Origin of the sequence: Nitrobacter sp. (assembly GCF_051535235.1) — a bacterium.
GTDB lineage: Bacteria > Pseudomonadota > Alphaproteobacteria > Rhizobiales > Xanthobacteraceae > Nitrobacter.
The window spans coordinates 94,399-113,501 of record NZ_JBPPLZ010000003.1 but is presented as its reverse complement, the minus strand read 5'-3'; the positions used below and the strand labels follow the sequence as shown (position 1 = coordinate 113,501).

Genomic DNA, 19,103 nt, shown 5'->3' with positions numbered 1-19,103 from the left:
GGGCCTATTCCTCTGGCGCGTTCTCGATCGGGTCAAACCGGTCGGCTTCAAGGCCGAGCAGGTTCCATGATTGCAGCATGTGCGGCGGCAGCGGCGCGCTCACATCGATCACCCCGCCGCGCGGATGCGGAATCACGATGCGACGCGCCAGAAGGTGAAGCCTCTTCTGAAGACCGCCCGGCAACTGCCAGTTCTCCTTGTTGAAATACTTGGGGTCGCCGACGATGGCATGATTGATATGCGCCATGTGCGCGCGGAGCTGATGGGTCCGACCGGTGACGGGTTTCAGCGATACCCAGGCGAGCTTCTGGGCAGATGTTTCCACCACCGCGTAGTAGGTCACCGCGTGGCTTGCTCCCTCGTCGCCATGCGCGGCGATCCGCATGATCGAGTCTTCCTCGCTCTCTTCCTTGGCGAGATAGGTCGAGATGCGGCCCTGCTTCGGCTTCGGCACGCCCGCGACCAGCGCCCAGTAGATCTTGCGGGCCGAGCGATGGCGGAACGACGCCGTGAGCGCCGTCGCCGCAAAGCGCGTCTTGGCGACCAGCAGGCAGCCGGCGGTTTCGCGATCGAGCCGATGCACGAGGCGCGGGCGCTGGCCCTTCGCGTCGCGCATCACCTCGAGCATTCCGTCGATGTGCCGCGAGAGGCCGGAACCGCCCTGCACCGCAAGCCCGGCCGGCTTATTCAGCACCATGACGTCGGCATCCTCGAACAACACCATCTTCCGCAATTCGTCGCCTATCCGGGTCTCGGCCTCGGACAGGTGTGTCGCAGCCTTCGGCGTGTCGAGCTTGAGCGGCGGGATGCGGACCTTGTCGCCTTCATCGAGCCGATCCTTGCTGTCGGCGCGCTTGCCGTTCACACGCAACTCGCCTTTGCGGACGATGCGCTGAATGTGGGAAAACGACAGGCCGGGAAAGCGCGCTTCGAGAAAGCGATCGACGCGCATGTTGGCTTCGTCGGCCGTCACGGCGACCGTCTGCACCTTCGTCGGCAGCGGCGCTGGTTCGGGTTTGGCGGGCGGTTCGATGAAGGGCACAGTTTCGCGAGGTGTGGCTGCGCGCGGCGGCCTGCCTGGCCGAACGCCCTGTCCTCGCTCGCCTCCGAAACGCTCGGCCGCGCCACGCCCTTCCGGACGCGTCCGTTTGGGACGAACACCTTTGGACAGAGCGCCTTTGGAACGCTCGCTGCCCGAACCGCGGGATTTCGCGAGAGGTCGTTTGACGCGGCGGCTCATGTGCTTTTCTCGCTTGCGAACAGACCCCGGTGCGTAGCGCAGATGCGGGCCACCGTCACGGTGAAATCACCTCGCCGCCCGCCCAGCCGCTACTGGCAAGCCGCCTGCCTCTTGAGCAAAGCGAGGTCGATCAGCACGTCGCGCGAGCGTTTGAGCTTGTCGGCCTCGCTCGCGGCCGCACAGGCGCCCGCGGCGTCGCCGGTCTGCAGCCGCGCAAGTCCGAGACTGGCCCACCCATCCGCGAATGCGGGTGCGTCGCGCACGCCCTCCTCCAAAATCGTTTTCGCCTCGGCCGGACGCTTGGCCTTCAGCAGCAGGCGGCCGTAATCGGCCTTCAGCGTTCGCCGCGGCGACGGCTGGCGAAGCGCGACCTTGAACAATTCTTCTGCATATTCGAGATCCCCGAACCGCGCTGCGGCGATCACGGCGAACCCCTGATAGATCGGGCTGCGTTCGGGGGCGAGCAGCCACGCCTGATTGAATCGCTTCGCCGCCTCCGAAAAGTCGCTGCGCTCCAAATGCCCCCAGCCGCGCTCGATGGCCGCATGAAACACCGCCTCGCGCGGGCCAAGCTTGTCCACGCTTGCGAGAAAATCGGCATCGGCCTTGCGTTGTTCGGGAGTTTTGTCGGCGAACCCGAAGAACGGCTGCTCGTCGATCGGCGCCGCGAATGTCTTCTTCGTCACCGTGACGCCAGGCGCGGTCTCGACCATCTCGGCGTGCGAGGGCGCTATCCACGCGAGAACGCCGATGCCGATAATGCAGGCCCGGATAAACTTCATGGTCACTTGCTGCTCTCCTTCTCTCGTCGCAGCTTCGCCCAATAGTCCAGCCGCTTCCTGATCTCGCGCTCGAAGCCGCGATCGGGCGGATCGTAGAACGTCCGCCGTCCGAGCGCCTCCGGAAAATAGTCCTGCCCCGAAAAGCCATCCGGCGTATCGTGATCGTATTGATAGCCTTCGCCGTAGCCTTCTTCCTTCATCAGCCTGGTCGGCGAATTCAGGATGTGCCTCGGCGGCAACAGCGAACCACCCTCCTTTGCGACCCGCTTCGCCGCGCCGAACGCCTTGTAGGCGGCGTTCGATTTCGGCGCGGTCGCGACATAGATCACGGCCTGTGCGATGGCGAGTTCGCCCTCGGGCGAGCCGAGAAAATCATAGGCATCCTTCGCGGCGTTGGCGATGACCAGCGCCTGCGGATCGGCAAGACCGATATCCTCCACCGCCATCCGCACCACGCGGCGCGCGAGAAACAGCGGATCCTCGCCGGCCTCGAGCATCCGCGCCAGATAATACAGCGCCGCGTCCGGATCGGAGCCGCGCACCGCTTTGTGCAGCGCGGAGATCAGGTTGTAATGGCCGTCGGCGGACTTGTCGTAGATCGGCGCGCGGCGCTGCAGCACGCCCTGCAACTGTTCGGCATTGAACACCTCGCCGTCACGCGCCGAGCGCCAGACCTCCTCGACCAGCGTCAAGGCCGCGCGGCCGTCGCCGTCGGCCATGCGCACCAGCGCGGCGCGGGCCTCGGCATCGAGCGGCAGCGGCTTGCCTTCCACCTGTTCGGCGCGGGCGAACAGGTTCTCGATCGCCGCCGCGTCGAGCGAATGGAACACCAGCACGCGCGCCCGCGACAGCAGCGCCGCGTTCAGTTCGAAGGAGGGATTCTCCGTGGTCGCGCCGACCAGGACGACGGTGCCATCCTCCATGACGGGCAGAAACGAATCCTGCTGCGCGCGATTGAAGCGATGCACCTCGTCCACGAACAATAGCGTTCCCGTGCCGGTCTCGCGGCGCGCTCGCGCGGCGTCGAACGCTTTCTTCAGATCGGCGACGCCGGAGAACACGGCGGACAGTTGCTCGAAGTGCAACGCGGTCGCGTCCGCCAGCAGCCGCGCCACCGTGGTCTTGCCGGTTCCCGGCGGTCCCCAGAAAATCAGCGAGCCGAGCGTGCGGGTTTCCAGCATCCGCGTCAGCGCGCCATCCGGTCCGAGGATGTGGTCCTGCCCGACCACATCAGACAGCGCTCGCGGACGCAGCCGATCCGGCAGTGGACGCGGCGCATCGTTCTCCAGACCCGCCGCGGCGAACAGCCTTTTGGACTCGCGCTGTCGCTTCGGGCTCATCCGCCAAGCATGACTTGAATCTGCTGGCCGCCGCGCATCAACGTGATCCGCCAGAGCCGCCCGGCTTCGCTGACGGCGCGTTCGAGATCGGCCGTCTTTGCGATCTTCTTGTTGTTGACCGCCAGAATGATGTCGCCCTTCATGAAGCCGACGCTCGCGGCCATTCCATCGTCCACCAGCGCGGTGACCACGACGCCCTCAGTGCCGGGGTCGAGATGAAGTTCGTCGGCGAGCGCCGGCGAGATGTTGGCAACTTTCGCGCCCTGAAACGGCGACGGCTTGGTGATCGTGATCTCGTCGCGGCCTCTGTCCGGCGCGGTCTCCAACGGAACGGTGAGCTTGACCGGCCTCCCGTTGCGCTGAACCTCGACCTGCGAGGTGCCGCCGAGCGGACGCGTGGCGAAGCGATAGTCGAACGCATTGGGATCCTCGACGGGCTGTCCGTCGATCGACACGATCAGGTCGGAGAGCTTGAGCCCGGCCCGCGCCGCCGGGCTTCCCGGCGTCACGCTCGCGACCAGCGCGCCGGCGGGTGCCTTGAGGCCGATGGTTTCGGCGATTTCCGGCGTTACCGCCTGCAGCCGCGCGCCAAGCCAGGGCCGCTTCACGGCCTTGCCGCCGTGCTTTGCGGACGCCACGACGACCCGCACCATGTTGGCCGGAATTGCAAAGCCGATGCCCTGCGATCCTCCGGAGCGCGAGAAGATCGCCGTGTTGATGCCGGCAAGGCGGCCGGTCATGTCGACCAGCGCGCCGCCGGAGTTGCCCGGATTGATCGCCGCATCGGTCTGGATGAAGAACTGATAGTCGGTGATGCCGACCTGCGTGCGCGCCAGCGCCGACACGATGCCGTGCGTTACCGTCTGTCCGACGCCGAAGGGATTTCCGATCGCGATGACGACGTCTCCGACCTGCAACTCGTCCGAATTGGCGAAATCGAGCGTCGGAAACTTCTCATGCACATTTTTCAGCCGCAGGATCGCGAGGTCGGTCCGGGTGTCCTTGAGCACGATCTCGGCTTCGAACTCACGCTTGTCCGCCAGCGCGACCTTGACCTGATCGGCGCCTTCGATGACGTGATTGTTGGTCACGACAAGGCCGGACGGATCGACCATCACGCCGGAGCCAAGCGAGCGCTGCATCTGTTCGGGCTGCTGGCCGGGAACGCCGAAGAAGCGGCGAAAGACCGGATCGTCGAGAAGCGGATTGCGGTTCTGGATCACCTTGGCGGCGTAGACGTTCACCACCGCCGGCGCCACCCGCTGCACGATCGGCGCAAAGGACAACCGAATCTCGGCCTCGGAAGCCGGCACGCGGCGATCCTGCGCCGTCGCAGGGTTGACGCCGGTAACGACGACGGCACATAGAGCCGCCGCAAGGAAAGCACTGATTCGGATCATCGATGCCTCTCGGAAAGCGAACGGAATATAAGCCGTCCGGCGGTGCAATATAACGTTTTCGAACGAAGTGGGCATCGGCTCGCGCGAAGAAACACGTCAAATCAAAGTCATGACGTCGCTTTCGATTTCGCCGAGGCGGAACGGTCTCCGAAGATGATCCGCCCCGATTTCGGCATCCGGACGCGAGGCGTATCGAAGTTCCGGCGCAACTGGACAACCGCGATTCGGGGTCAAGTGCCGTCGGCAGTCATGGACCGAATGATATCGCCGGCCATATGACGTCGCCGGCCATAAACAAAAACGGCGCTTAACGCGCCGCTTCCGATGTCTTTGGATGCCGCAGAAGGTCAGTCCTCCTCGGCGGCCTTCTCCTGCACCGGACCGGAGTCCTGTCCCTTGGCATCGAAGTCGCGATCGACGAACTCGATCACCGCCATCGGCGCGTTGTCGCCGTACCGGAAGCCGGCCTTGATGATGCGGGTGTAGCCGCCCTGACGGTCCGCGTAGCGGGGCGCCAGCACGCCGAACAGCTTCTTCACCTGATCGATATCGCGCATCTCGCTGATCGCCTGACGGCGCTTGTCGAGACCGCCCTTCTTGCCGAGCGTCACGAGCTTTTCGACAATCGGACGCAGTTCCTTCGCCTTCGGCAGCGTGGTGACGATCTGCTCGTGCTTGATGAGCGACGACGCCATGTTGGCGAACATCGCCTTGCGATGCTCCGCGGTGCGGTTGAGCTTGCGGTGAACCTTGCCGTGACGCATGTCTCTTTCCTCAATCCCTGTCGCGGCCGCGGGCCGGACATTCAGTGCAGATGGGCATCCTGCGTTCGCCCGGTGATCCCGCTTCCGTCATTCCGGAGGCTGCAGGGCAGCGATCCGGAATCCGGAAACAGAATTGGATGAATTTCTGGATTCCGGGTTCGAGCCTTCGGCTCGCTCCGGAATGACAGAGAGTTCAGTAATGATCCTCGAAGCGCTTGGCCAGTTCGTCGATATTCTCCGGCGGCCAGCCGGGTACTTCCATGCCGAGATGCAGACCCATCTGGGCCAGCACTTCCTTGATTTCGTTCAGTGACTTGCGGCCGAAGTTCGGCGTCCGCAGCATCTCCGCTTCCGACTTCTGCACCAGGTCGCCGATGTAGACAATGTTGTCGTTCTTCAGGCAGTTCGCCGAGCGCACCGACAATTCCAGTTCGTCCACCTTCTTGAGGAACGCCGGGTTGAACGCCAGATCCGGAATGATCTCGGTGGTGACTTCCTTGCGCGGCTCCTCGAAGTTGACGAACACGTTGAGTTGATCCTGCAGGATGCGCGCGGCGAAGGCCACGGCGTCCTCGGGCGTCACGCCGCCGTTGGTCTCGATCGTCATCGTCAGCTTGTCGTAGTCGAGGATCTGGCCCTCGCGGGTATTCTCGACCTTGTAGGACACCTTGCGCACGGGCGAATACAGGCTGTCGACCGGGATCAGACCGATCGGCGCGTCCTCGGGCCGGTTGCGCTCGGCGGCAACGTAGCCCTTCCCGTTGGCGACGGTGAATTCCATGCGGATTTCGGCGCCGTCGTCGAGGGTGCAGATCGGAAGCTCGGGATTGAGCACCACGATGTCGCCGACGGTCTGGATATCGCCTGCGGTGACGGAGCCTGGCCCCTGCTTCTTGACGACCATGCGCTTGGGGCCTTCGCCCTGCATCTTGATCGAGATGTCCTTGATGTTCAGCACGATGTCGGTGACGTCCTCGCGCACGCCGGCGATCGAGGAGAACTCATGCAGCACGCCGTCGATGTGCACCGACTGCACCGCGGCGCCCTGCAGCGACGACAGCAGGATGCGCCGCAGCGCGTTGCCGAGCGTCTGGCCGAAGCCGCGCTCAAGCGGCTCCGCGATCAGGGTCGCGAAGCGCGAGGGATCGCTGCCGGGAACGACCTGCAGCTTGCTCGGCCGAATCAGTTCTTGCCAATTTTTCTGGATCGTCACTGTATCACCCATGCCATCAAGATCTCTGGCGTTGGAGTGCGCGGATCAACCCGCGCGATAATTAGGTCTTGAACCTGTGCGGACGACCAACGCCCGCGGCCGAATATCAAACGCGCCGGCGCTTGCGCGGACGGCAACCGTTATGCGGGATCGTGGTCACGTCACGAATCGAGGTGACGGTGAAGCCAGCGGCCTGCAGCGCGCGCAGCGCCGATTCGCGGCCCGACCCCGGGCCTGCCACCTCGACCTCGAGGGTGCGCATCCCGTGCTCCTGCGCCTTCTTGGAAACGTCTTCCGCAGCAACCTGCGCGGCATACGGCGTCGATTTGCGCGAGCCCTTGAAGCCCATCGTTCCGGCCGACGACCAGGCGATGGTGTTGCCCTGCGCGTCGGTGATGGTGATGGTGGTGTTGTTGAACGACGAATTCACATGCGCGATGCCGGATGCGATGTTCTTGCGTTCGCGGCGGCGCACGCGTGTCGCAGCTTCCTTACCCATTGTCAGCCTTTCCTGTGATCTCAACGCCGCCGTAGTGCCAGCGGCTCCACCAGCGAGTAGCGAACGGCAAAGCAGCGATAGAAACGACTATCCGCTGTCCCCGCTCGCTTATCGCTATCGTTACTTCTTCTTGCCGGCGATCGATTTGGCCGGCCCCTTGCGGGTGCGCGCGTTGGTATGGGTGCGCTGGCCGCGCACCGGCAGACCGCGGCGATGACGCAGGCCGCGATAGCAGCCGAGATCCATCAGCCGCTTGATATTGATGCCGACTTCACGGCGAAGATCGCCTTCGACGAGGTAGTCGCGATCAATGACTTCACGAATCTGAAGAACTTCCTGATCGGTCAGTTGCGAGACCCGGCGATCCGCCGGAATCTTGACCTTCTCGATGATCTCGGCGGCATTCTTCTGACCGATGCCATGGATATACTGAAGCGCAATGACGACGCGCTTGTTGGTCGGGATATTCACGCCGGCAATACGGGCCACAGACTTTTCTCCTGTCACCGGCCCTCGATGGGTCGGCCTTTCCTTCGATATTTCAGGCGGGTATCCTCAAACACGAACACGACGCCCGACCCGCGCAATCCTGGGGCCCGGCATCGTCTCAAACGATCCGCTGGATGACCGCTTATTAGGGATTTAGTATCGTTTCGTCAACCGTTTCGCGCCATCTGCTCGCTTTTTCGTGACTTTGTGACCGCCTTTTGCGTGCTTTCCCTTGCCGGTTCCTCATCCGGAACGACAAACCGTCGGGGCGCTCTCATACGCCTCCCAGATCGATATCCGGGCGGCTTCACCACCTGCGGACGCCGAATTTCGACATCGGCACCCCCGTTTTCCTCAGGACGCTGCGGATATCCCGCGTGACGTCCTCGACGGCCATCATGCCGTCAACGGTCAGCAGCTTGCCGCGCTCCGAATAGTAGCGAATGAGCGGCTCCGTCAGCGCCCGATAGCTCGCCAGGCGCTTTGAGAGCACCTCGGGCGTATCGTCGGCCCGCACCTGCTCGTTCCGGGCCGTCATTTCCGCGACCCGGCTTTCCACGCGCTGCAACAGTGCACGCTCATCGACACGAAGTTCGATAGCCGCGTCGAGATTGAGCTTCTTAGAGTCGAGCAGCTGGTCCAGCGCTTCGGCCTGCGGCACGGTGCGCGGAAAGCCGTCCAGGATGAAACCGCGGGCCGCATCCGGCTGGTCGAGACGATCGGAAATGATGCCGATGACGACGTCGTCGGGAACCAGCCCGCCGCTCGCCATGATGTCCTTCGCCTTGAGCCCGACCGGCGTGCCGGCAGCTACAGCCGCGCGCAGCATGTCGCCGGTGGAGAGCTGAACGATTCCGTAGTCGTGGATCAGGCGTTGCGCCTGGGTTCCCTTCCCTGCCCCCGGCGGTCCGAGAAGAATCAGTCTCATGACGAATTGCCCCCTCGCCGGTTGAGCGAGCGGCCACGCACCCGCGTTTCGATAGTGGGAACGGGACACATCAGCGCCGATCCTCACGCAAACTCATAAGCCACGTTGCCATAGGCGATCAATGAAATACGAAGCACGGCGGCGGAAGGCTGCCATGAATGTGGTGCCGACCTCAGTCTGGATCGGCGTCAGCGACAAGGGCCATGCTGCGCAGCCACGTCGGGGCGCGCCTCGTGCGAGCGCACCGGGCGCGAATTTGACTGGCCGGCAGACGCCGAATTACCGGCGTCGCCCTCTCAGCTTGGATTTCTTGATCAGCCCTTCATACTGATGGGCCAGCAGATACCCCTGCACCTGCGACACCGTGTCCATCGTCACGCTGACGACGATCAGGAGCGAGGTGCCGCCGAAGTAGAACGGCACGGCCGCGTAGGAAATCAGGATCTCCGGGATCAGGCAGACAACCGCGAGATAGACCGCCCCGGGCACGGTGATGCGCGAGAGCACGTAGTCGATATATTCGGCCGTGCGCTCGCCCGGCCTGATGCCCGGAATGAAACCGCCGTGCTTTTTCAGATTGTCGGCAGTCTCGGTCGGATTGAACACGATCGCGGTGTAGAAGAAGGTGAAGAACACGATCAGCACGAGGTAGAGGACCAGAAACAGCGGCCGGCCGTGGCCGAGCTGCGTGTTCAGCCACTGGAACCATTCCGGTCCCTTGCCCGCGTTGAAGTTCGCGACCGTCGTCGGCAGCAGCAGCAGCGACGATGCGAAGATCGGCGGAATCACGCCCGAGGTATTAAGCTTCAGAGGCAGATGCGAGGACTGCCCCTCGAACATCTTGTTGCCGACCTGACGCTTCGGATACTGGATCAGCAGCCTGCGCTGGGCGCGCTCCATGAACACGATGAAGGCGATAACGGCCACCACCATGATCAGAACGATCAGGATGATGCCGGTCGACAGCGCGCCCTGGCGGCCGAGCTCCAGCATGTTGGCCAGCGCGGAGGGCAACTCGGCGACGATGCCCGCCATGATGATGAGCGAAATGCCGTTGCCGATGCCGCGCGAGGTGATCTGCTCGCCGAGCCACATCAGGAACATGGTGCCGCCGGTCAGCGTGATCGCGGTCGAGATCAGAAAGAACATGCCCGGATTGCTGACGACGTTGCCGGCACCCTGAAGGCCGACGGCGATGCCGTAGGACTGGAAGAACGCCAGCACCACCGTGAGGTAGCGGGTGTACTGGTTGATCATCTTGCGGCCGGCTTCGCCCTCCTTCTTGAGGGCCTCGAGCTTCGGCGACACGGTGGTCAACAGTTGCAGGATGATCGACGCCGAAATGTACGGCATGATGTTCAGGGCGAAGATCGCCATGCGATCGATGCCGCCGCCGGAGAACATGTTGAACATCCCGAGGATGCCGCCGGCCTGGGAGTTGAAAACCTTCTGCCAGACCGTGGGGTCGATGCCCGGCAGCGGGATGTAGGTGCCGAGCCGATAGACGAGCAGCGCACCCAGTGTGAACCAGATGCGCTTCTTCAGTTCGTCGGCTTTCGCGAACGCGGAGAAATTAAGGTTCGCCGCCAGTTGTTCCGCCGCTGAGACCATATTCAGCTTTCTCCCGCGCCAACCTTGCCGTCATGCTCCGCGGTGGGCACTCGGCAGACGTCAAACCTCGTGTGGTGCTCGGTTGTCGATAAATCTACCATTCGCAAGTCTGGTGTCGCACGCCAAAGCCGACGATGACGCAGATGTTACGCTGCCTCGCCTTCGTCCTGCTTCGGCGCAAGGATTTTCACCGAGCCGCCAGCCTTCTCGACCGCCGCGATCGCGGACTTCGAGGCCCCATGGACCTCAATGGTGAGTTTCGCCTTGATCTCGCCGCGACCGAGCAGACGGATCCCGTCCCTGGCGCGTCGCACCACGCCGGACTTCACCAGCGACTCGGCGTTGACGGTCTCCTTCGCGTTGATCGAACCGGCGTCGATCGCGGCCTGGAGCCGGTCGAGGTTGATCTCGGCGAACTCCAGCCGGAAAATGTTGTTGAAGCCACGCTTCGGCAGGCGGCGGTGCAGCGGCATCTGGCCGCCTTCAAAGCCCTTGATGCGCACGCCCGAGCGCGCGGTCTGGCCCTTGCCGCCACGGCCGCCGGTCTTGCCCTTGCCGGAGCCGATACCCCGGCCGATCCGCATCCGCTTCTTCCGCGAGCCTGCGTTGTCGGCGATATCGCTGAGTTTCATTGTCGCATCCTCGTCATGTCCGCCGAGCCGGGCTCCCCGGCCATCCACGTCTCTTACCCGGCATCAGGCCGGGCGTGACGGCAAATTGTTATGTCTCGTCGATCACCCTGACGATGTGCTGAACCTTCGCGATCATGCCGCGAACCTCGGGCGTGTCCTGCAACTCGGCGACCCGGCCGATCTTGTTGAGCCTGAGCCCGATCAGCGTCGAACGCTGCGCGTGCTGGCGGCGGATCGCGCTGCCGGTCTGCTCGACCTTGATCGTCTTTGCGGCCTTATTCGCAGTCTTGGCCATCGTCCTCACTCCAAAAGTGCGGCTGGTTGATCGGACCGGCGACCGCCGCTCCGGCTCAGCCTCGTTATTCGGCAACCGCTTCGACGTCGCCGCCGACACGGCGCGCCTGCAGCGTGGATACCTTGATGTTGCGGCGGGCGGCGACCGAGCGCGGCGAATCCAGATGCTTCAGCGCATCGAAGGTCGCGCGAACCATGTTGTAGGGATTGGACGAGCCGACCGACTTCGCAACCACGTCCTGGATGCCGAGCGTCTCGAACACCGCGCGCATCGGGCCACCGGCAATGATGCCGGTGCCGGCCGGCGCGGCGCGCAGGTAAACGCGGCCTGCGCCGTGACGCCCCGCGATGTCGTGATGCAGCGTCCGGCCCTCGCGCAGCGCCACGCGCGTCAGATTGCGCTTGGCCGATTCCGTAGCCTTGCGGATCGCCTCCGGCACTTCGCGCGCCTTGCCGTGACCGAAGCCGACGCGGCCCTTCTGGTCGCCGATCACGACCAGCGCCGCGAAACCGAACCGCTTGCCGCCCTTGACGACCTTCGCCACACGATTGATGTGGACGAGCTTGTCGACGAACTCGCTGTCGCGCTCCTCGCGATCCCTGCTCCGTTCGCGTCCGCCGCGTTCGCGTTCACCTGCCATGGTGTTTTTCCGATCCTTGTGAGGCTTCCGCCCCGTCCTGTCCGTTCGATACCAATCTCAAGTCGCGTATTCCTGTCGCAAAACCCGTTTCCGCCTTTTGCGGGCTACGCATTAGAAGCTCAATCCACTCTCGCGGGCCGCATCGGCCAAAGCCTTGACGCGGCCGTGATAGAGATAGCCGCCGCGATCGAAGACCACTTCCTTGACACCGTTCTTCACCGCCCGCTCCGCCAGCAGCTTGCCGACCGCCTTGGCGGCCTCGATGTTGGCGCCGGTGTTGCCCGCATCGCGCATCGCTTTCTCCAGCGACGACGCCGACGCCAGCGTCTCGCCCTTCTGGTCGTCGATGACCTGGGCATAGATGTGCTTGGACGAGCGGAACACCGACAGCCGCGGACGGCCGTTCGCGGTGCGGCGCAACGACAGCCTCACGCGTTGCTTGCGCCGGGCATTCGTAATCTTCAATTTCGACATGACCGGCTCCGTTACTTCTTCTTGCCTTCCTTGCGGAAGATCTTTTCATCAGCGTACTTCACGCCCTTGCCCTTGTAGGGCTCTGGCGGACGATAGCCGCGGATCTCGGCCGCGACCTGGCCGACGCGCTGCGCATCGTTGCCCGTGATCGTGATTTCGGTCGGCTTCGGCACCGCGATCGTGATGCCTTCCGGAATCGCGTAGTTGACGTCGTGGCTGTAGCCGAGCGCGAGCTGCAGGGTCTTGCCCTGCAAGGCGGCGCGATAACCGACGCCGACGATCTCGAGCTTCTTCTCGAAACCCTTGGTGACGCCCGCGACAAGATTGGCGACCTGCGCACGCGCCGTGCCATACAGCGCCTGCGCGCGGTTGGTCTCGTATCGCGGCGCGACCTTCACCGCGCCGTCCTCGAACTTCACCTCGACATCGTCATGGACGACGAACTGAAGCTGGCCTTTCGGCCCCTTCATCTTGACGGTCTGCCCTTCGACGGTCGCGGTCACACCCGACGGCACCGTGACCGGCCTCTTGCCAATGCGTGACATGGCTCAATCCTTCATCTTGGTCTGTGCACGTTGTCGCAAAACCGGTTCCCACTTTCGCGACATACGCACTAGAACACCGTAAAGAGAACTTCGCCGCCCACGTTCGCGTCGCGCGCATCGTGGTCGGCCATGATCCCCTTCGGCGTCGACAACACCGAAATTCCCAGCCCGTTATTGACGCGGGGCAGATTCCTCACCGAGGCGTAAACCCGCCGGCCCGGCCTGGAGACGCGCTCGATCTCGCGGATCACCGGCTCGCCGTCGAAATACTTCAGCTCAATCTCGAGCTCGCTGCGGCCCGAGGAATGCTCGACGCTGGCGTAGCCGCGGATATAGCCCTCGCTCTTGAGAACTTCGAGCACGTTGGCGCGCATCCGCGAGCCCGGCGTCGAAACCTTGGACTTGTTGCGCATCTGTGCGTTGCGGATGCGGGTGATGAGATCGCTGATCGGATCGTGCGTGGACATCTGGCGATCCTCCTTACCAGCTCGACTTCACGAGGCCGGGAACCAGGCCTCGCGAGCCGAGATCGCGCAACGCGATGCGGCTCAACTTGTTCTTGCGGTAATTCGAACGCGGACGTCCGGTCAGTTCGCAACGATTGCGAATACGCGTCGCCGACGAGTTGCGCGGCATTTCGGCAAGTTTCAGGGTGGCGGCGAACCGCTCCTCCATCGGCTTGGTCTTGTCGGCGATGACCGCCTTCAGCCGCGCGCGCTTCGCAGCCGCGTTCTTGGTCATCCGCCTGCGCCGGTTGTTCTTCTCGATCGAACTCTTCTTTGCCATGCTCGGCTCCTTGCCTTTCCGCGTCTGAGCGCCTTTCAGCGTCTCACTGCCGGAACGGGAAATTGAATGCGGTCAGCAGCGCCTGGGCTTCATCGTCCGTCTGCGCCGTCGTGCAGACGGTGACGTCCATGCCCCAGCTCTCCCCGACCTTGTCGAAGTCGATTTCGGGAAAAATGATGTGTTCCTTGATGCCGAGCGAGTAATTGCCGCGGCCGTCGAAGCTCTTCGGGTTGAGGCCGCGGAAGTCGCGCACGCGCGGCAGCGCGACGTTCACCAGGCGATCGATGAACTCGTACATCTTGGCCTTGCGCAGCGTCACCTTGCAGCCGATCGGCTGGTTTTCACGCAGCTTGTAGGTCGCGATCGCGACGCGCGAATAGGTCACGATCGCCTTCTGGCCGGCGATCAGCGACAGGTCGCCAGCCGCCGTTTCGGCCTTTTTGCGGTCGTTCACGGCCTCGCCGATTCCCATGTTGAGAACCACCTTGTCGAGGCGCGGCACCTGCATGACGTTGCCATAGCCGAACTGCTCGGTCAGCCGGGCGCGGATGCTCTTGTCATACTCCGCGCGCAGGCGCGGCACGTAAGCCGTCTCAGCCATCGATCTCCGCTCCCGAACGCTTGGCGACACGCACCTTGGTGCCGTCGGCCTGAATCTTGAAACCGACGCGGGTCGGCTTGCCGTCCTTGCCGACGATCGCGATCTTGGACAGGTGGACCGGCGCCTCCTTCGAGACGATGCCGCCCTCCCGGTTCTGGGTCTGCTTCTGGTGGCGCTTCACCATGTTGACGCCGCGCACCAAAGCCCTGCTTTCCGCCGGACGCACCTCGAACACCTCGCCGGTGCGGCCCTTGTCGCGGCCCGACAGAACGATAACCTTGTCGCCTTTCCGGATCTTGGCAGCCATCACAGCACCTCCGGGGCCAACGAAATGATCTTCATGTGGTTCTTGGCGCGCAACTCGCGCGGCACCGGTCCGAAAATGCGGGTGCCGACCGGCTCGGACTGATTGTTGATCAGCACGGCCGCGTTGCGGTCGAAGCGGATCACAGAGCCGTCCGCGCGGCGGATGTCCTTGGCCACGCGCACGACCACCGCCTTCATGACGTCGCCCTTCTTCACCTTCCCGCGCGGGATGGCTTCCTTGATCGACACGACGATGATGTCGCCCACCGTTGCATAGCGGCGCTTGGAGCCTCCAAGCACCTTGATGCACATGACACGGCGTGCGCCTGAATTATCGGCCACGTCGAGGTTGGTCTGCATCTGAATCATTGATGCACCTTGTCCTCTTTCTGATGCGCAAAATCGCGCTTAAGCGGTTTTCTTCTGTTCGCCCCGGACCACGGTCCAGCGCTTCAACTTCGAGATCGGCTTGCTCTCCTCGATCCATACCGTATCACCCGGCTTGAACTCGTTGTTCTCGTCGTGCGCGTGATAGTTTTTCGAGCGGCGAATGGTCTTCTTGTAGATCGGATGGGTGAAGCGGCGATCGACGCGCACCACAACCGTCTTGGCTTGCTTGTCGCTGACGACCACGCCCTGCAGCGTCCGTTTCGGCATCTTGCGCCCCTTATTTCTTCGCGTCGCGCTTCTGCGCGGCGATGGTCTTGATCCGTGCGATATCGCGGCGCGCTTCGCGCATCCGCGAGGTGTTCTCCAACTGCCCGGTGGCGCGCTGGAAGCGCAGATTGAACCGCTCCTTCTTCAGATTGGCGACGGCGTCGTCCATCTGGTCGGGGGTCATCGCGCGAATGTCGGCGGTCTTCATTGCGGCCATGTCGGTTACTCCGCGATGCGCGCGACGAAGCGCGTCTTGATCGGCAGCTTGGCGGCGGCGAGCGTCAGCGCTTCCTTCGCGGTCTGCGCCGCGACGCCATCGATCTCGAAAAGGACCCGGCCCGGCTTGACCCGCACCACCCACAATTCCGGCGCGCCCTTGCCCGAGCCCATGCGGACCTCGGCCGGCTTCTTCGAGACGGGCACATCCGGGAACACGCGGATCCAGACGCGGCCGGCGCGCTTCATGTGACGCGTCAGCGCACGTCGCGCGGCTTCGATCTGACGCGCCGTGATGCGCTCGGGCGCCATCGCCTTCAGGCCGAACTGGCCGAAAGCCAGCGTCGCGCCCGACGACGCGGTGCCGTGGATGCGGCCCTTGTGCGCCTTCCGGAACTTGGTCTTCTTGGGTTGCATCATGGCTTACGCCCTCAAACCTTCTGTCTATTGCGCATGATCTGCTCCGAAAACCGGTATCCACTTTTCGGGATCATGCTGTCGCTCAAGCCGCGTCGCGGCGCGGACGGGTGTCGTCCCCGGCCAGCCGCTTGTCCTGGGCCATCGGATCGTGCTCGAGGATCTCGCCCTTGAAGATCCAGACCTTGACGCCGCAGGTGCCGAACGTCGTGAACGCGGTGGCGACGCCGTAATCGACGTCGGCGCGCAGCGTGTGCAGCGGCACGCGGCCTTCGCGATACCATTCCATGCGGGCGATTTCGGCGCCGCCAAGACGGCCCGAGCAGTTGATGCGGATGCCCTCGGCGCCCAGACGCATCGCCGACTGCACGGCGCGTTTCATCGCGCGGCGGAACGCGACGCGGCGCTCGAGCTGTTGCGCGATCGATTCGGCGACCAGCGTGGCGTCAAGCTCCGGCTTGCGAATTTCGACGATATTGATGACGACGTCCGACGAGGTGATGTCGGCGACCCTCTTGCGAAGCTTGTCGATATCGGCGCCCTTCTTGCCGATCACGACGCCGGGACGCGCCGAATGGATCGTCACGCGGCACTTCTTGTGCGGGCGCTCGATCACGATGCGCGCCACGGCCGCCTGCTTGAGCTCCTTGTGCAGAAGCTCGCGGATCTTGACGTCCTCGTGCAGCAGCTTGCCGTACTCGCCTTTGCCGGCATACCAACGGGAATCCCAGGTCCGGTTGATGCCAAGACGCAGCCCGATCGGATTGATCTTTTGACCCATCGTTTTCTCCTGCGCCTCTCTTAAGCGCTCGCCTCGGCCTCGACCTGACGCACGATGATGGTCAGTTGCGAGAACGGTTTATAAATACGGCCCGAGCGGCCTCGGCCGCGCGGTGCGAAACGCTTCATCACCATGCCGTTGCCGACAAACGCTTGCGCCACGACCAACTCGTCGACGTCCAGATCGTGGTTGTTCTCGGCGTTGGCGATCGCCGACTCCAGGCACTTCTTCACGTCGCCCGCGATCCGCTTGCGCGAAAACTGTAGGTCGGCAAGCGCCGCCGACGCCTTGCGGCCGCGGATCAACTGCGCAACGAGGTTGAGCTTCTGCGGGCTCACCCGAAGCATCCGGGCGACCGCCTTGGCTTCGTTTTCCGGGAGGGTCCGTTCGCGCTTTGGTTTGCTCATGACTTAAACCTCAAGCCTTCTTGGCTTTCTTGTCGCCGGAGTGGCCATGAAAGGTCCGCGTCGGCGAGAACTCGCCGAACTTGTGACCGACCATCTCCTCGTTGACCGACACCGGCACATGCTTCTGGCCGTTGTAGACGCCGAACACCAGGCCGACGAACTGCGGCAGAATGGTCGAGCGACGGCTCCAGATCTTGATGACATCATGACGGCCGCTCGCACGCGCCGCATCTGCCTTCTTGAGCAGCGAGCCTTCGACGAACGGGCCTTTCCAGACTGAACGAACCATGTCCGGCTTTCCTTACTGCTTCTTCCGCTTGTGGCGGCTGATGAGAATGAACTTGTTGGTCGACTTGTTGGAACGGGTCTTCTTGCCCTTGGTCGGCTTGCCCCACGGCGTCACCGGGTGACGGCCGCCCGAGGTGCGGCCTTCGCCGCCGCCGTGCGGATGGTCGATCGGGTTCATGACCACGCCGCGGTTGTGCGGGCGCCGACCCATCCAGCGGGTGCGGCCGGCCTTGCCGATCGAGATATTCATGTGATCCGGATTCGAGACCGCACCGATGGCGCCGCGGCAACGGCCGTGCACCAGGCGCTGCTCACCTGAATTCAGGCGAAGGATGACGTAGTCCTGGTCGCGGCCGACGATCTGGGCATAGGTGCCGGCGGAGCGCGCAAGCTGGCCGCCCTTGCCGATCTTCATCTCGACGTTATGAACAATCGTGCCGACGGGCATGTTGCCGAGCGGCATGACATTGCCCGGCTTGACGTCGACATAGTTGCCGGCGAGGACGGTGTCGCCGACGGCCAACCGCTGCGGCGCGAGAATGTAAGCCTGCTCGCCGTCCCGATACTTGATCAGCGCGATGAAGGCGGTGCGGTTCGGGTCGTATTCGAGCCGCTCGACGACCGCCGGCACGTCCACCTTCCCGCGCTTGAAATCGACGTTGCGGTAGGCCTGCTTGTGGCCGCCGCCGCGAAACCGCACGGTGATGCGGCCGGTGTTGTTGCGGCCGCCCTTGGCGCGCTTGCCCTCGGTAAGCTTCTTGACCGGCTTGCCCTTGTACAGGGCCGAACGATCGACCATCACCAACTGGCGTTGGCCCGGCGTCGTGGGATTGAATGTTTTAAGTGCCATAATCTATCGCCTTAAAGCCGTTTCCGCCTCAGAGTCCGGTGGTGACGTCGATGCGGTGGCCCTCTTCGAGGGTCACAACCGCGCGCTTGCTGTCCGACTGCGAACCCAGGCTGCCGCGGAAGACCTTGGTCTTGCCCTTGCGCACCAGCGTGTTCACGTTCTTGACCTTGACGTCGAACAGTTTCTCGACCGCTTCCTTGATCTGCGGCTTGGTCGCCTTGCGTGTCACCTTGAACACGACCTTGTTGTGTTCGGAGGCCATCGTCGCCTTTTCGGTAATGACCGGCGAGACGATCACATCGTAATGCTTCGCATCGATTGTCATTTGAAGCGCGCCTCCAGCGCATCAACCGCCGCCTTGGTCAGAACGAGCTTCTGACGGCGCAGAATGTCGTAGACGTTGATGCCCTGGATCGGCAGCACGTCGATGTTCGGAATATTGCGCGCGGCGGTTTCGAACCCGGCATGAACCTGGGCACCGTCCACGATCAGCGCACTGGTCAGGCCGAGGCCCGAGAAGTGGCCGATCAGCGCCTTGGTCTTGGCATCCTTCAGCTCGGCGCTGTCGATGACGATCAGACCGCCGTCCTTGGCCTTCGCCGACAGCGCGTGGCGCAGCGCCAGCGCGCGCACCTTCTTCGGCAGATCGTGCGCATGGCTGCGGACGACCGGACCGAATGCGCGACCGCCGCCGCGGAACTGCGAGACGCGGGCGGAGCCGTGACGGGCGTTGCCGGTGCCCTTCTGCTTGAACATCTTCTTGCCGGTGCGCCAGATTTCCGCGCGGCCCTTGGCCTTGTGGGTGCCGGCCTGACGCTTGGCGAGCTGCCAGTTGACACAGCGCTGGATCAGGTCCTTGCGCGGCTCGAGACCGAAAATCCCGTCCGAGAGCTGGACCGAGCCCGCGGCCTTGCCTTCGAGGGTGGTGACGTTCAGTTCCAT

Annotated in this window: 28 protein-coding genes and 1 pseudogene; all 29 read right to left on the bottom strand. The window is 63.6% G+C overall.

All coding sequences use genetic code 11. The features are described 5' to 3' along the window. Window positions 1–4: 4 nt before the first annotated feature. Window positions 5–1,240 (bottom strand): RluA family pseudouridine synthase, encoded by a 1,236-nt coding sequence (locus tag ACS3WA_RS05225; protein ID WP_438277494.1) that lies wholly within the window; start codon window positions 1,238–1,240, stop codon window positions 5–7. 89 nt (window positions 1,241–1,329) lie between these two features. Then, window positions 1,330–2,022 carry a tetratricopeptide repeat protein gene (locus ACS3WA_RS05220; protein ID WP_438277702.1) on the bottom strand — a complete coding sequence of 231 codons (693 nt, stop codon included), beginning with the start codon at window positions 2,020–2,022 and terminating at the stop codon, window positions 1,330–1,332. Window positions 2,023–2,024: 2 nt separating this feature from the next. Further along, window positions 2,025–3,362, bottom strand: coding sequence for a replication-associated recombination protein A (locus ACS3WA_RS05215; RefSeq protein WP_438277493.1), 1,338 nt, complete (start codon window positions 3,360–3,362; stop codon window positions 2,025–2,027). Further along, entirely contained in the window at window positions 3,359–4,762 is a 1,404-nt protein-coding gene (locus ACS3WA_RS05210; RefSeq protein ID WP_438277492.1) for a DegQ family serine endoprotease, read from the bottom strand. Before ACS3WA_RS05210 ends, ACS3WA_RS05215 begins: the two co-directional genes overlap by 4 nt. Window positions 4,763–5,109: 347 nt before the next feature. Further along, a complete protein-coding gene (gene rplQ / locus ACS3WA_RS05205) occupies window positions 5,110–5,526 on the bottom strand; it encodes a 50S ribosomal protein L17 (RefSeq protein ID WP_438277491.1) in 417 nt (138 codons plus the stop codon). Window positions 5,527–5,719: 193 nt separating this feature from the next. Beyond that, the gene (locus ACS3WA_RS05200) at window positions 5,720–6,751 is read right to left on the bottom strand and encodes a DNA-directed RNA polymerase subunit alpha (RefSeq protein ID WP_438277490.1); all 1,032 of its coding nucleotides are present in this window, start codon (window positions 6,749–6,751) and stop codon (window positions 5,720–5,722) included. 94 nt (window positions 6,752–6,845) lie between these two features. Beyond that, complete coding sequence (rpsK, locus tag ACS3WA_RS05195; RefSeq protein ID WP_335578515.1) at window positions 6,846–7,238, bottom strand: 30S ribosomal protein S11; 393 nt, start codon at window positions 7,236–7,238, stop codon at window positions 6,846–6,848. A gap of 120 nt (window positions 7,239–7,358) precedes the next feature. Next, the gene (gene rpsM, locus ACS3WA_RS05190; RefSeq protein ID WP_009797115.1) at window positions 7,359–7,727 is read right to left on the bottom strand and encodes a 30S ribosomal protein S13; all 369 of its coding nucleotides are present in this window, start codon (window positions 7,725–7,727) and stop codon (window positions 7,359–7,361) included. Window positions 7,728–8,070: 343 nt separating this feature from the next. After that, a pseudogene (locus ACS3WA_RS05185) lies at window positions 8,071–8,655 on the bottom strand (adenylate kinase); the annotation flags it as partial. A 279-nt stretch (window positions 8,656–8,934) separates the two neighbouring features. Then, window positions 8,935–10,266 carry a preprotein translocase subunit SecY gene (gene secY / locus ACS3WA_RS05180; protein WP_438277489.1) on the bottom strand — a complete coding sequence of 444 codons (1,332 nt, stop codon included), beginning with the start codon at window positions 10,264–10,266 and terminating at the stop codon, window positions 8,935–8,937. A 146-nt stretch (window positions 10,267–10,412) separates the two neighbouring features. Beyond that, entirely contained in the window at window positions 10,413–10,898 is a 486-nt protein-coding gene (gene rplO, locus ACS3WA_RS05175; RefSeq protein ID WP_438277488.1) for a 50S ribosomal protein L15, read from the bottom strand. A gap of 88 nt (window positions 10,899–10,986) precedes the next feature. Next, window positions 10,987–11,193: a 50S ribosomal protein L30 gene (gene rpmD / locus ACS3WA_RS05170; RefSeq protein WP_438277487.1), complete on the bottom strand. Its 207-nt coding sequence runs from the start codon at window positions 11,191–11,193 to the stop codon at window positions 10,987–10,989. Between the two features lie 64 nt (window positions 11,194–11,257). After that, the gene (gene rpsE / locus ACS3WA_RS05165; protein WP_292618025.1) at window positions 11,258–11,833 is read right to left on the bottom strand and encodes a 30S ribosomal protein S5; all 576 of its coding nucleotides are present in this window, start codon (window positions 11,831–11,833) and stop codon (window positions 11,258–11,260) included. Between the two features lie 111 nt (window positions 11,834–11,944). Continuing rightward, a complete protein-coding gene (rplR, locus tag ACS3WA_RS05160) occupies window positions 11,945–12,307 on the bottom strand; it encodes a 50S ribosomal protein L18 (RefSeq protein WP_438277486.1) in 363 nt (120 codons plus the stop codon). Window positions 12,308–12,318: 11 nt separating this feature from the next. Beyond that, window positions 12,319–12,852: a 50S ribosomal protein L6 gene (gene rplF / locus ACS3WA_RS05155; protein ID WP_438277485.1), complete on the bottom strand. Its 534-nt coding sequence runs from the start codon at window positions 12,850–12,852 to the stop codon at window positions 12,319–12,321. Window positions 12,853–12,920: 68 nt separating this feature from the next. Next, window positions 12,921–13,319 carry a 30S ribosomal protein S8 gene (gene rpsH / locus ACS3WA_RS05150; protein WP_412772985.1) on the bottom strand — a complete coding sequence of 133 codons (399 nt, stop codon included), beginning with the start codon at window positions 13,317–13,319 and terminating at the stop codon, window positions 12,921–12,923. A gap of 13 nt (window positions 13,320–13,332) precedes the next feature. Then, window positions 13,333–13,638, bottom strand: coding sequence for a 30S ribosomal protein S14 (gene rpsN / locus ACS3WA_RS05145; protein ID WP_438277484.1), 306 nt, complete (start codon window positions 13,636–13,638; stop codon window positions 13,333–13,335). A gap of 43 nt (window positions 13,639–13,681) precedes the next feature. Further along, a complete protein-coding gene (rplE, locus tag ACS3WA_RS05140; protein ID WP_438277483.1) occupies window positions 13,682–14,239 on the bottom strand; it encodes a 50S ribosomal protein L5 in 558 nt (185 codons plus the stop codon). Further along, the gene (gene rplX / locus ACS3WA_RS05135; protein WP_438277482.1) at window positions 14,232–14,546 is read right to left on the bottom strand and encodes a 50S ribosomal protein L24; all 315 of its coding nucleotides are present in this window, start codon (window positions 14,544–14,546) and stop codon (window positions 14,232–14,234) included. The genes rplE and rplX overlap by 8 nt, the downstream gene beginning before the upstream one ends. After that, a complete protein-coding gene (rplN, locus tag ACS3WA_RS05130) occupies window positions 14,546–14,914 on the bottom strand; it encodes a 50S ribosomal protein L14 (protein WP_002712291.1) in 369 nt (122 codons plus the stop codon). The genes rplX and rplN overlap by 1 nt, the downstream gene beginning before the upstream one ends. Before the next feature lie 39 nt (window positions 14,915–14,953). Continuing rightward, the gene (gene rpsQ / locus ACS3WA_RS05125; RefSeq protein WP_438277481.1) at window positions 14,954–15,202 is read right to left on the bottom strand and encodes a 30S ribosomal protein S17; all 249 of its coding nucleotides are present in this window, start codon (window positions 15,200–15,202) and stop codon (window positions 14,954–14,956) included. 10 nt (window positions 15,203–15,212) lie between these two features. Further along, complete coding sequence (gene rpmC / locus ACS3WA_RS05120) at window positions 15,213–15,419, bottom strand: 50S ribosomal protein L29 (RefSeq protein WP_438277480.1); 207 nt, start codon at window positions 15,417–15,419, stop codon at window positions 15,213–15,215. Between the two features lie 5 nt (window positions 15,420–15,424). Beyond that, window positions 15,425–15,838 (bottom strand): 50S ribosomal protein L16, encoded by a 414-nt coding sequence (rplP, locus tag ACS3WA_RS05115; RefSeq protein ID WP_292612377.1) that lies wholly within the window; start codon window positions 15,836–15,838, stop codon window positions 15,425–15,427. Window positions 15,839–15,920: 82 nt separating this feature from the next. Beyond that, a complete protein-coding gene (rpsC, locus tag ACS3WA_RS05110) occupies window positions 15,921–16,616 on the bottom strand; it encodes a 30S ribosomal protein S3 (RefSeq protein ID WP_438277479.1) in 696 nt (231 codons plus the stop codon). Between the two features lie 20 nt (window positions 16,617–16,636). Continuing rightward, window positions 16,637–17,023 carry a 50S ribosomal protein L22 gene (gene rplV / locus ACS3WA_RS05105; protein WP_438277478.1) on the bottom strand — a complete coding sequence of 129 codons (387 nt, stop codon included), beginning with the start codon at window positions 17,021–17,023 and terminating at the stop codon, window positions 16,637–16,639. Window positions 17,024–17,033: 10 nt separating this feature from the next. After that, window positions 17,034–17,312: a 30S ribosomal protein S19 gene (rpsS, locus tag ACS3WA_RS05100; RefSeq protein ID WP_027536815.1), complete on the bottom strand. Its 279-nt coding sequence runs from the start codon at window positions 17,310–17,312 to the stop codon at window positions 17,034–17,036. 12 nt (window positions 17,313–17,324) lie between these two features. Beyond that, a complete protein-coding gene (rplB, locus tag ACS3WA_RS05095; RefSeq protein WP_438277477.1) occupies window positions 17,325–18,161 on the bottom strand; it encodes a 50S ribosomal protein L2 in 837 nt (278 codons plus the stop codon). Window positions 18,162–18,189: 28 nt separating this feature from the next. After that, window positions 18,190–18,486 carry a 50S ribosomal protein L23 gene (locus ACS3WA_RS05090; RefSeq protein ID WP_438277476.1) on the bottom strand — a complete coding sequence of 99 codons (297 nt, stop codon included), beginning with the start codon at window positions 18,484–18,486 and terminating at the stop codon, window positions 18,190–18,192. Continuing rightward, window positions 18,483–19,103, bottom strand: a complete 621-nt coding sequence (gene rplD, locus ACS3WA_RS05085; RefSeq protein ID WP_438277475.1) for a 50S ribosomal protein L4 — start codon at window positions 19,101–19,103, stop codon at window positions 18,483–18,485. The genes ACS3WA_RS05090 and rplD overlap by 4 nt, the downstream gene beginning before the upstream one ends.

Coding starts and splice junctions, on each gene's coding strand:
- rplV (WP_438277478.1), bottom strand. CDS start 17,023: ATGAGCAAACCAAAGCGCGAACGGACCCTCCCGGAAAACGAAGCCAAG.
- rplF (WP_438277485.1), bottom strand. CDS start 12,852: ATGTCACGCATTGGCAAGAGGCCGGTCACGGTGCCGTCGGGTGTGACC.
- rpsE (WP_292618025.1), bottom strand. CDS start 11,833: ATGGCAGGTGAACGCGAACGCGGCGGACGCGAACGGAGCAGGGATCGC.
- rplO (WP_438277488.1), bottom strand. CDS start 10,898: ATGAAACTCAGCGATATCGCCGACAACGCAGGCTCGCGGAAGAAGCGG.
- rplP (WP_292612377.1), bottom strand. CDS start 15,838: ATGATGCAACCCAAGAAGACCAAGTTCCGGAAGGCGCACAAGGGCCGC.
- rplE (WP_438277483.1), bottom strand. CDS start 14,239: ATGGCTGAGACGGCTTACGTGCCGCGCCTGCGCGCGGAGTATGACAAG.
- ACS3WA_RS05090 (WP_438277476.1), bottom strand. CDS start 18,486: ATGACAATCGATGCGAAGCATTACGATGTGATCGTCTCGCCGGTCATT.
- ACS3WA_RS05210 (WP_438277492.1), bottom strand. CDS start 4,762: ATGATCCGAATCAGTGCTTTCCTTGCGGCGGCTCTATGTGCCGTCGTC.
- rpsQ (WP_438277481.1), bottom strand. CDS start 15,202: ATGCCGAAACGGACGCTGCAGGGCGTGGTCGTCAGCGACAAGCAAGCC.
- ACS3WA_RS05200 (WP_438277490.1), bottom strand. CDS start 6,751: ATGGGTGATACAGTGACGATCCAGAAAAATTGGCAAGAACTGATTCGG.
- rpsC (WP_438277479.1), bottom strand. CDS start 16,616: ATGGGTCAAAAGATCAATCCGATCGGGCTGCGTCTTGGCATCAACCGG.
- rplR (WP_438277486.1), bottom strand. CDS start 12,307: ATGTCGAAATTGAAGATTACGAATGCCCGGCGCAAGCAACGCGTGAGG.
- rplB (WP_438277477.1), bottom strand. CDS start 18,161: ATGGCACTTAAAACATTCAATCCCACGACGCCGGGCCAACGCCAGTTG.
- rplQ (WP_438277491.1), bottom strand. CDS start 5,526: ATGCGTCACGGCAAGGTTCACCGCAAGCTCAACCGCACCGCGGAGCAT.
- rpmD (WP_438277487.1), bottom strand. CDS start 11,193: ATGGCCAAGACTGCGAATAAGGCCGCAAAGACGATCAAGGTCGAGCAG.
- rplD (WP_438277475.1), bottom strand. CDS start 19,103: ATGGAACTGAACGTCACCACCCTCGAAGGCAAGGCCGCGGGCTCGGTC.
- ACS3WA_RS05220 (WP_438277702.1), bottom strand. CDS start 2,022: ATGAAGTTTATCCGGGCCTGCATTATCGGCATCGGCGTTCTCGCGTGG.
- rplX (WP_438277482.1), bottom strand. CDS start 14,546: ATGGCTGCCAAGATCCGGAAAGGCGACAAGGTTATCGTTCTGTCGGGC.
- rplN (WP_002712291.1), bottom strand. CDS start 14,914: ATGATTCAGATGCAGACCAACCTCGACGTGGCCGATAATTCAGGCGCA.
- rpmC (WP_438277480.1), bottom strand. CDS start 15,419: ATGGCCGCAATGAAGACCGCCGACATTCGCGCGATGACCCCCGACCAG.
- ACS3WA_RS05225 (WP_438277494.1), bottom strand. CDS start 1,240: ATGAGCCGCCGCGTCAAACGACCTCTCGCGAAATCCCGCGGTTCGGGC.
- ACS3WA_RS05215 (WP_438277493.1), bottom strand. CDS start 3,362: ATGAGCCCGAAGCGACAGCGCGAGTCCAAAAGGCTGTTCGCCGCGGCG.
- rpsK (WP_335578515.1), bottom strand. CDS start 7,238: ATGGGTAAGGAAGCTGCGACACGCGTGCGCCGCCGCGAACGCAAGAAC.
- secY (WP_438277489.1), bottom strand. CDS start 10,266: ATGGTCTCAGCGGCGGAACAACTGGCGGCGAACCTTAATTTCTCCGCG.
- rpsH (WP_412772985.1), bottom strand. CDS start 13,319: ATGTCCACGCACGATCCGATCAGCGATCTCATCACCCGCATCCGCAAC.
- rpsN (WP_438277484.1), bottom strand. CDS start 13,638: ATGGCAAAGAAGAGTTCGATCGAGAAGAACAACCGGCGCAGGCGGATG.
- rpsS (WP_027536815.1), bottom strand. CDS start 17,312: ATGGTTCGTTCAGTCTGGAAAGGCCCGTTCGTCGAAGGCTCGCTGCTC.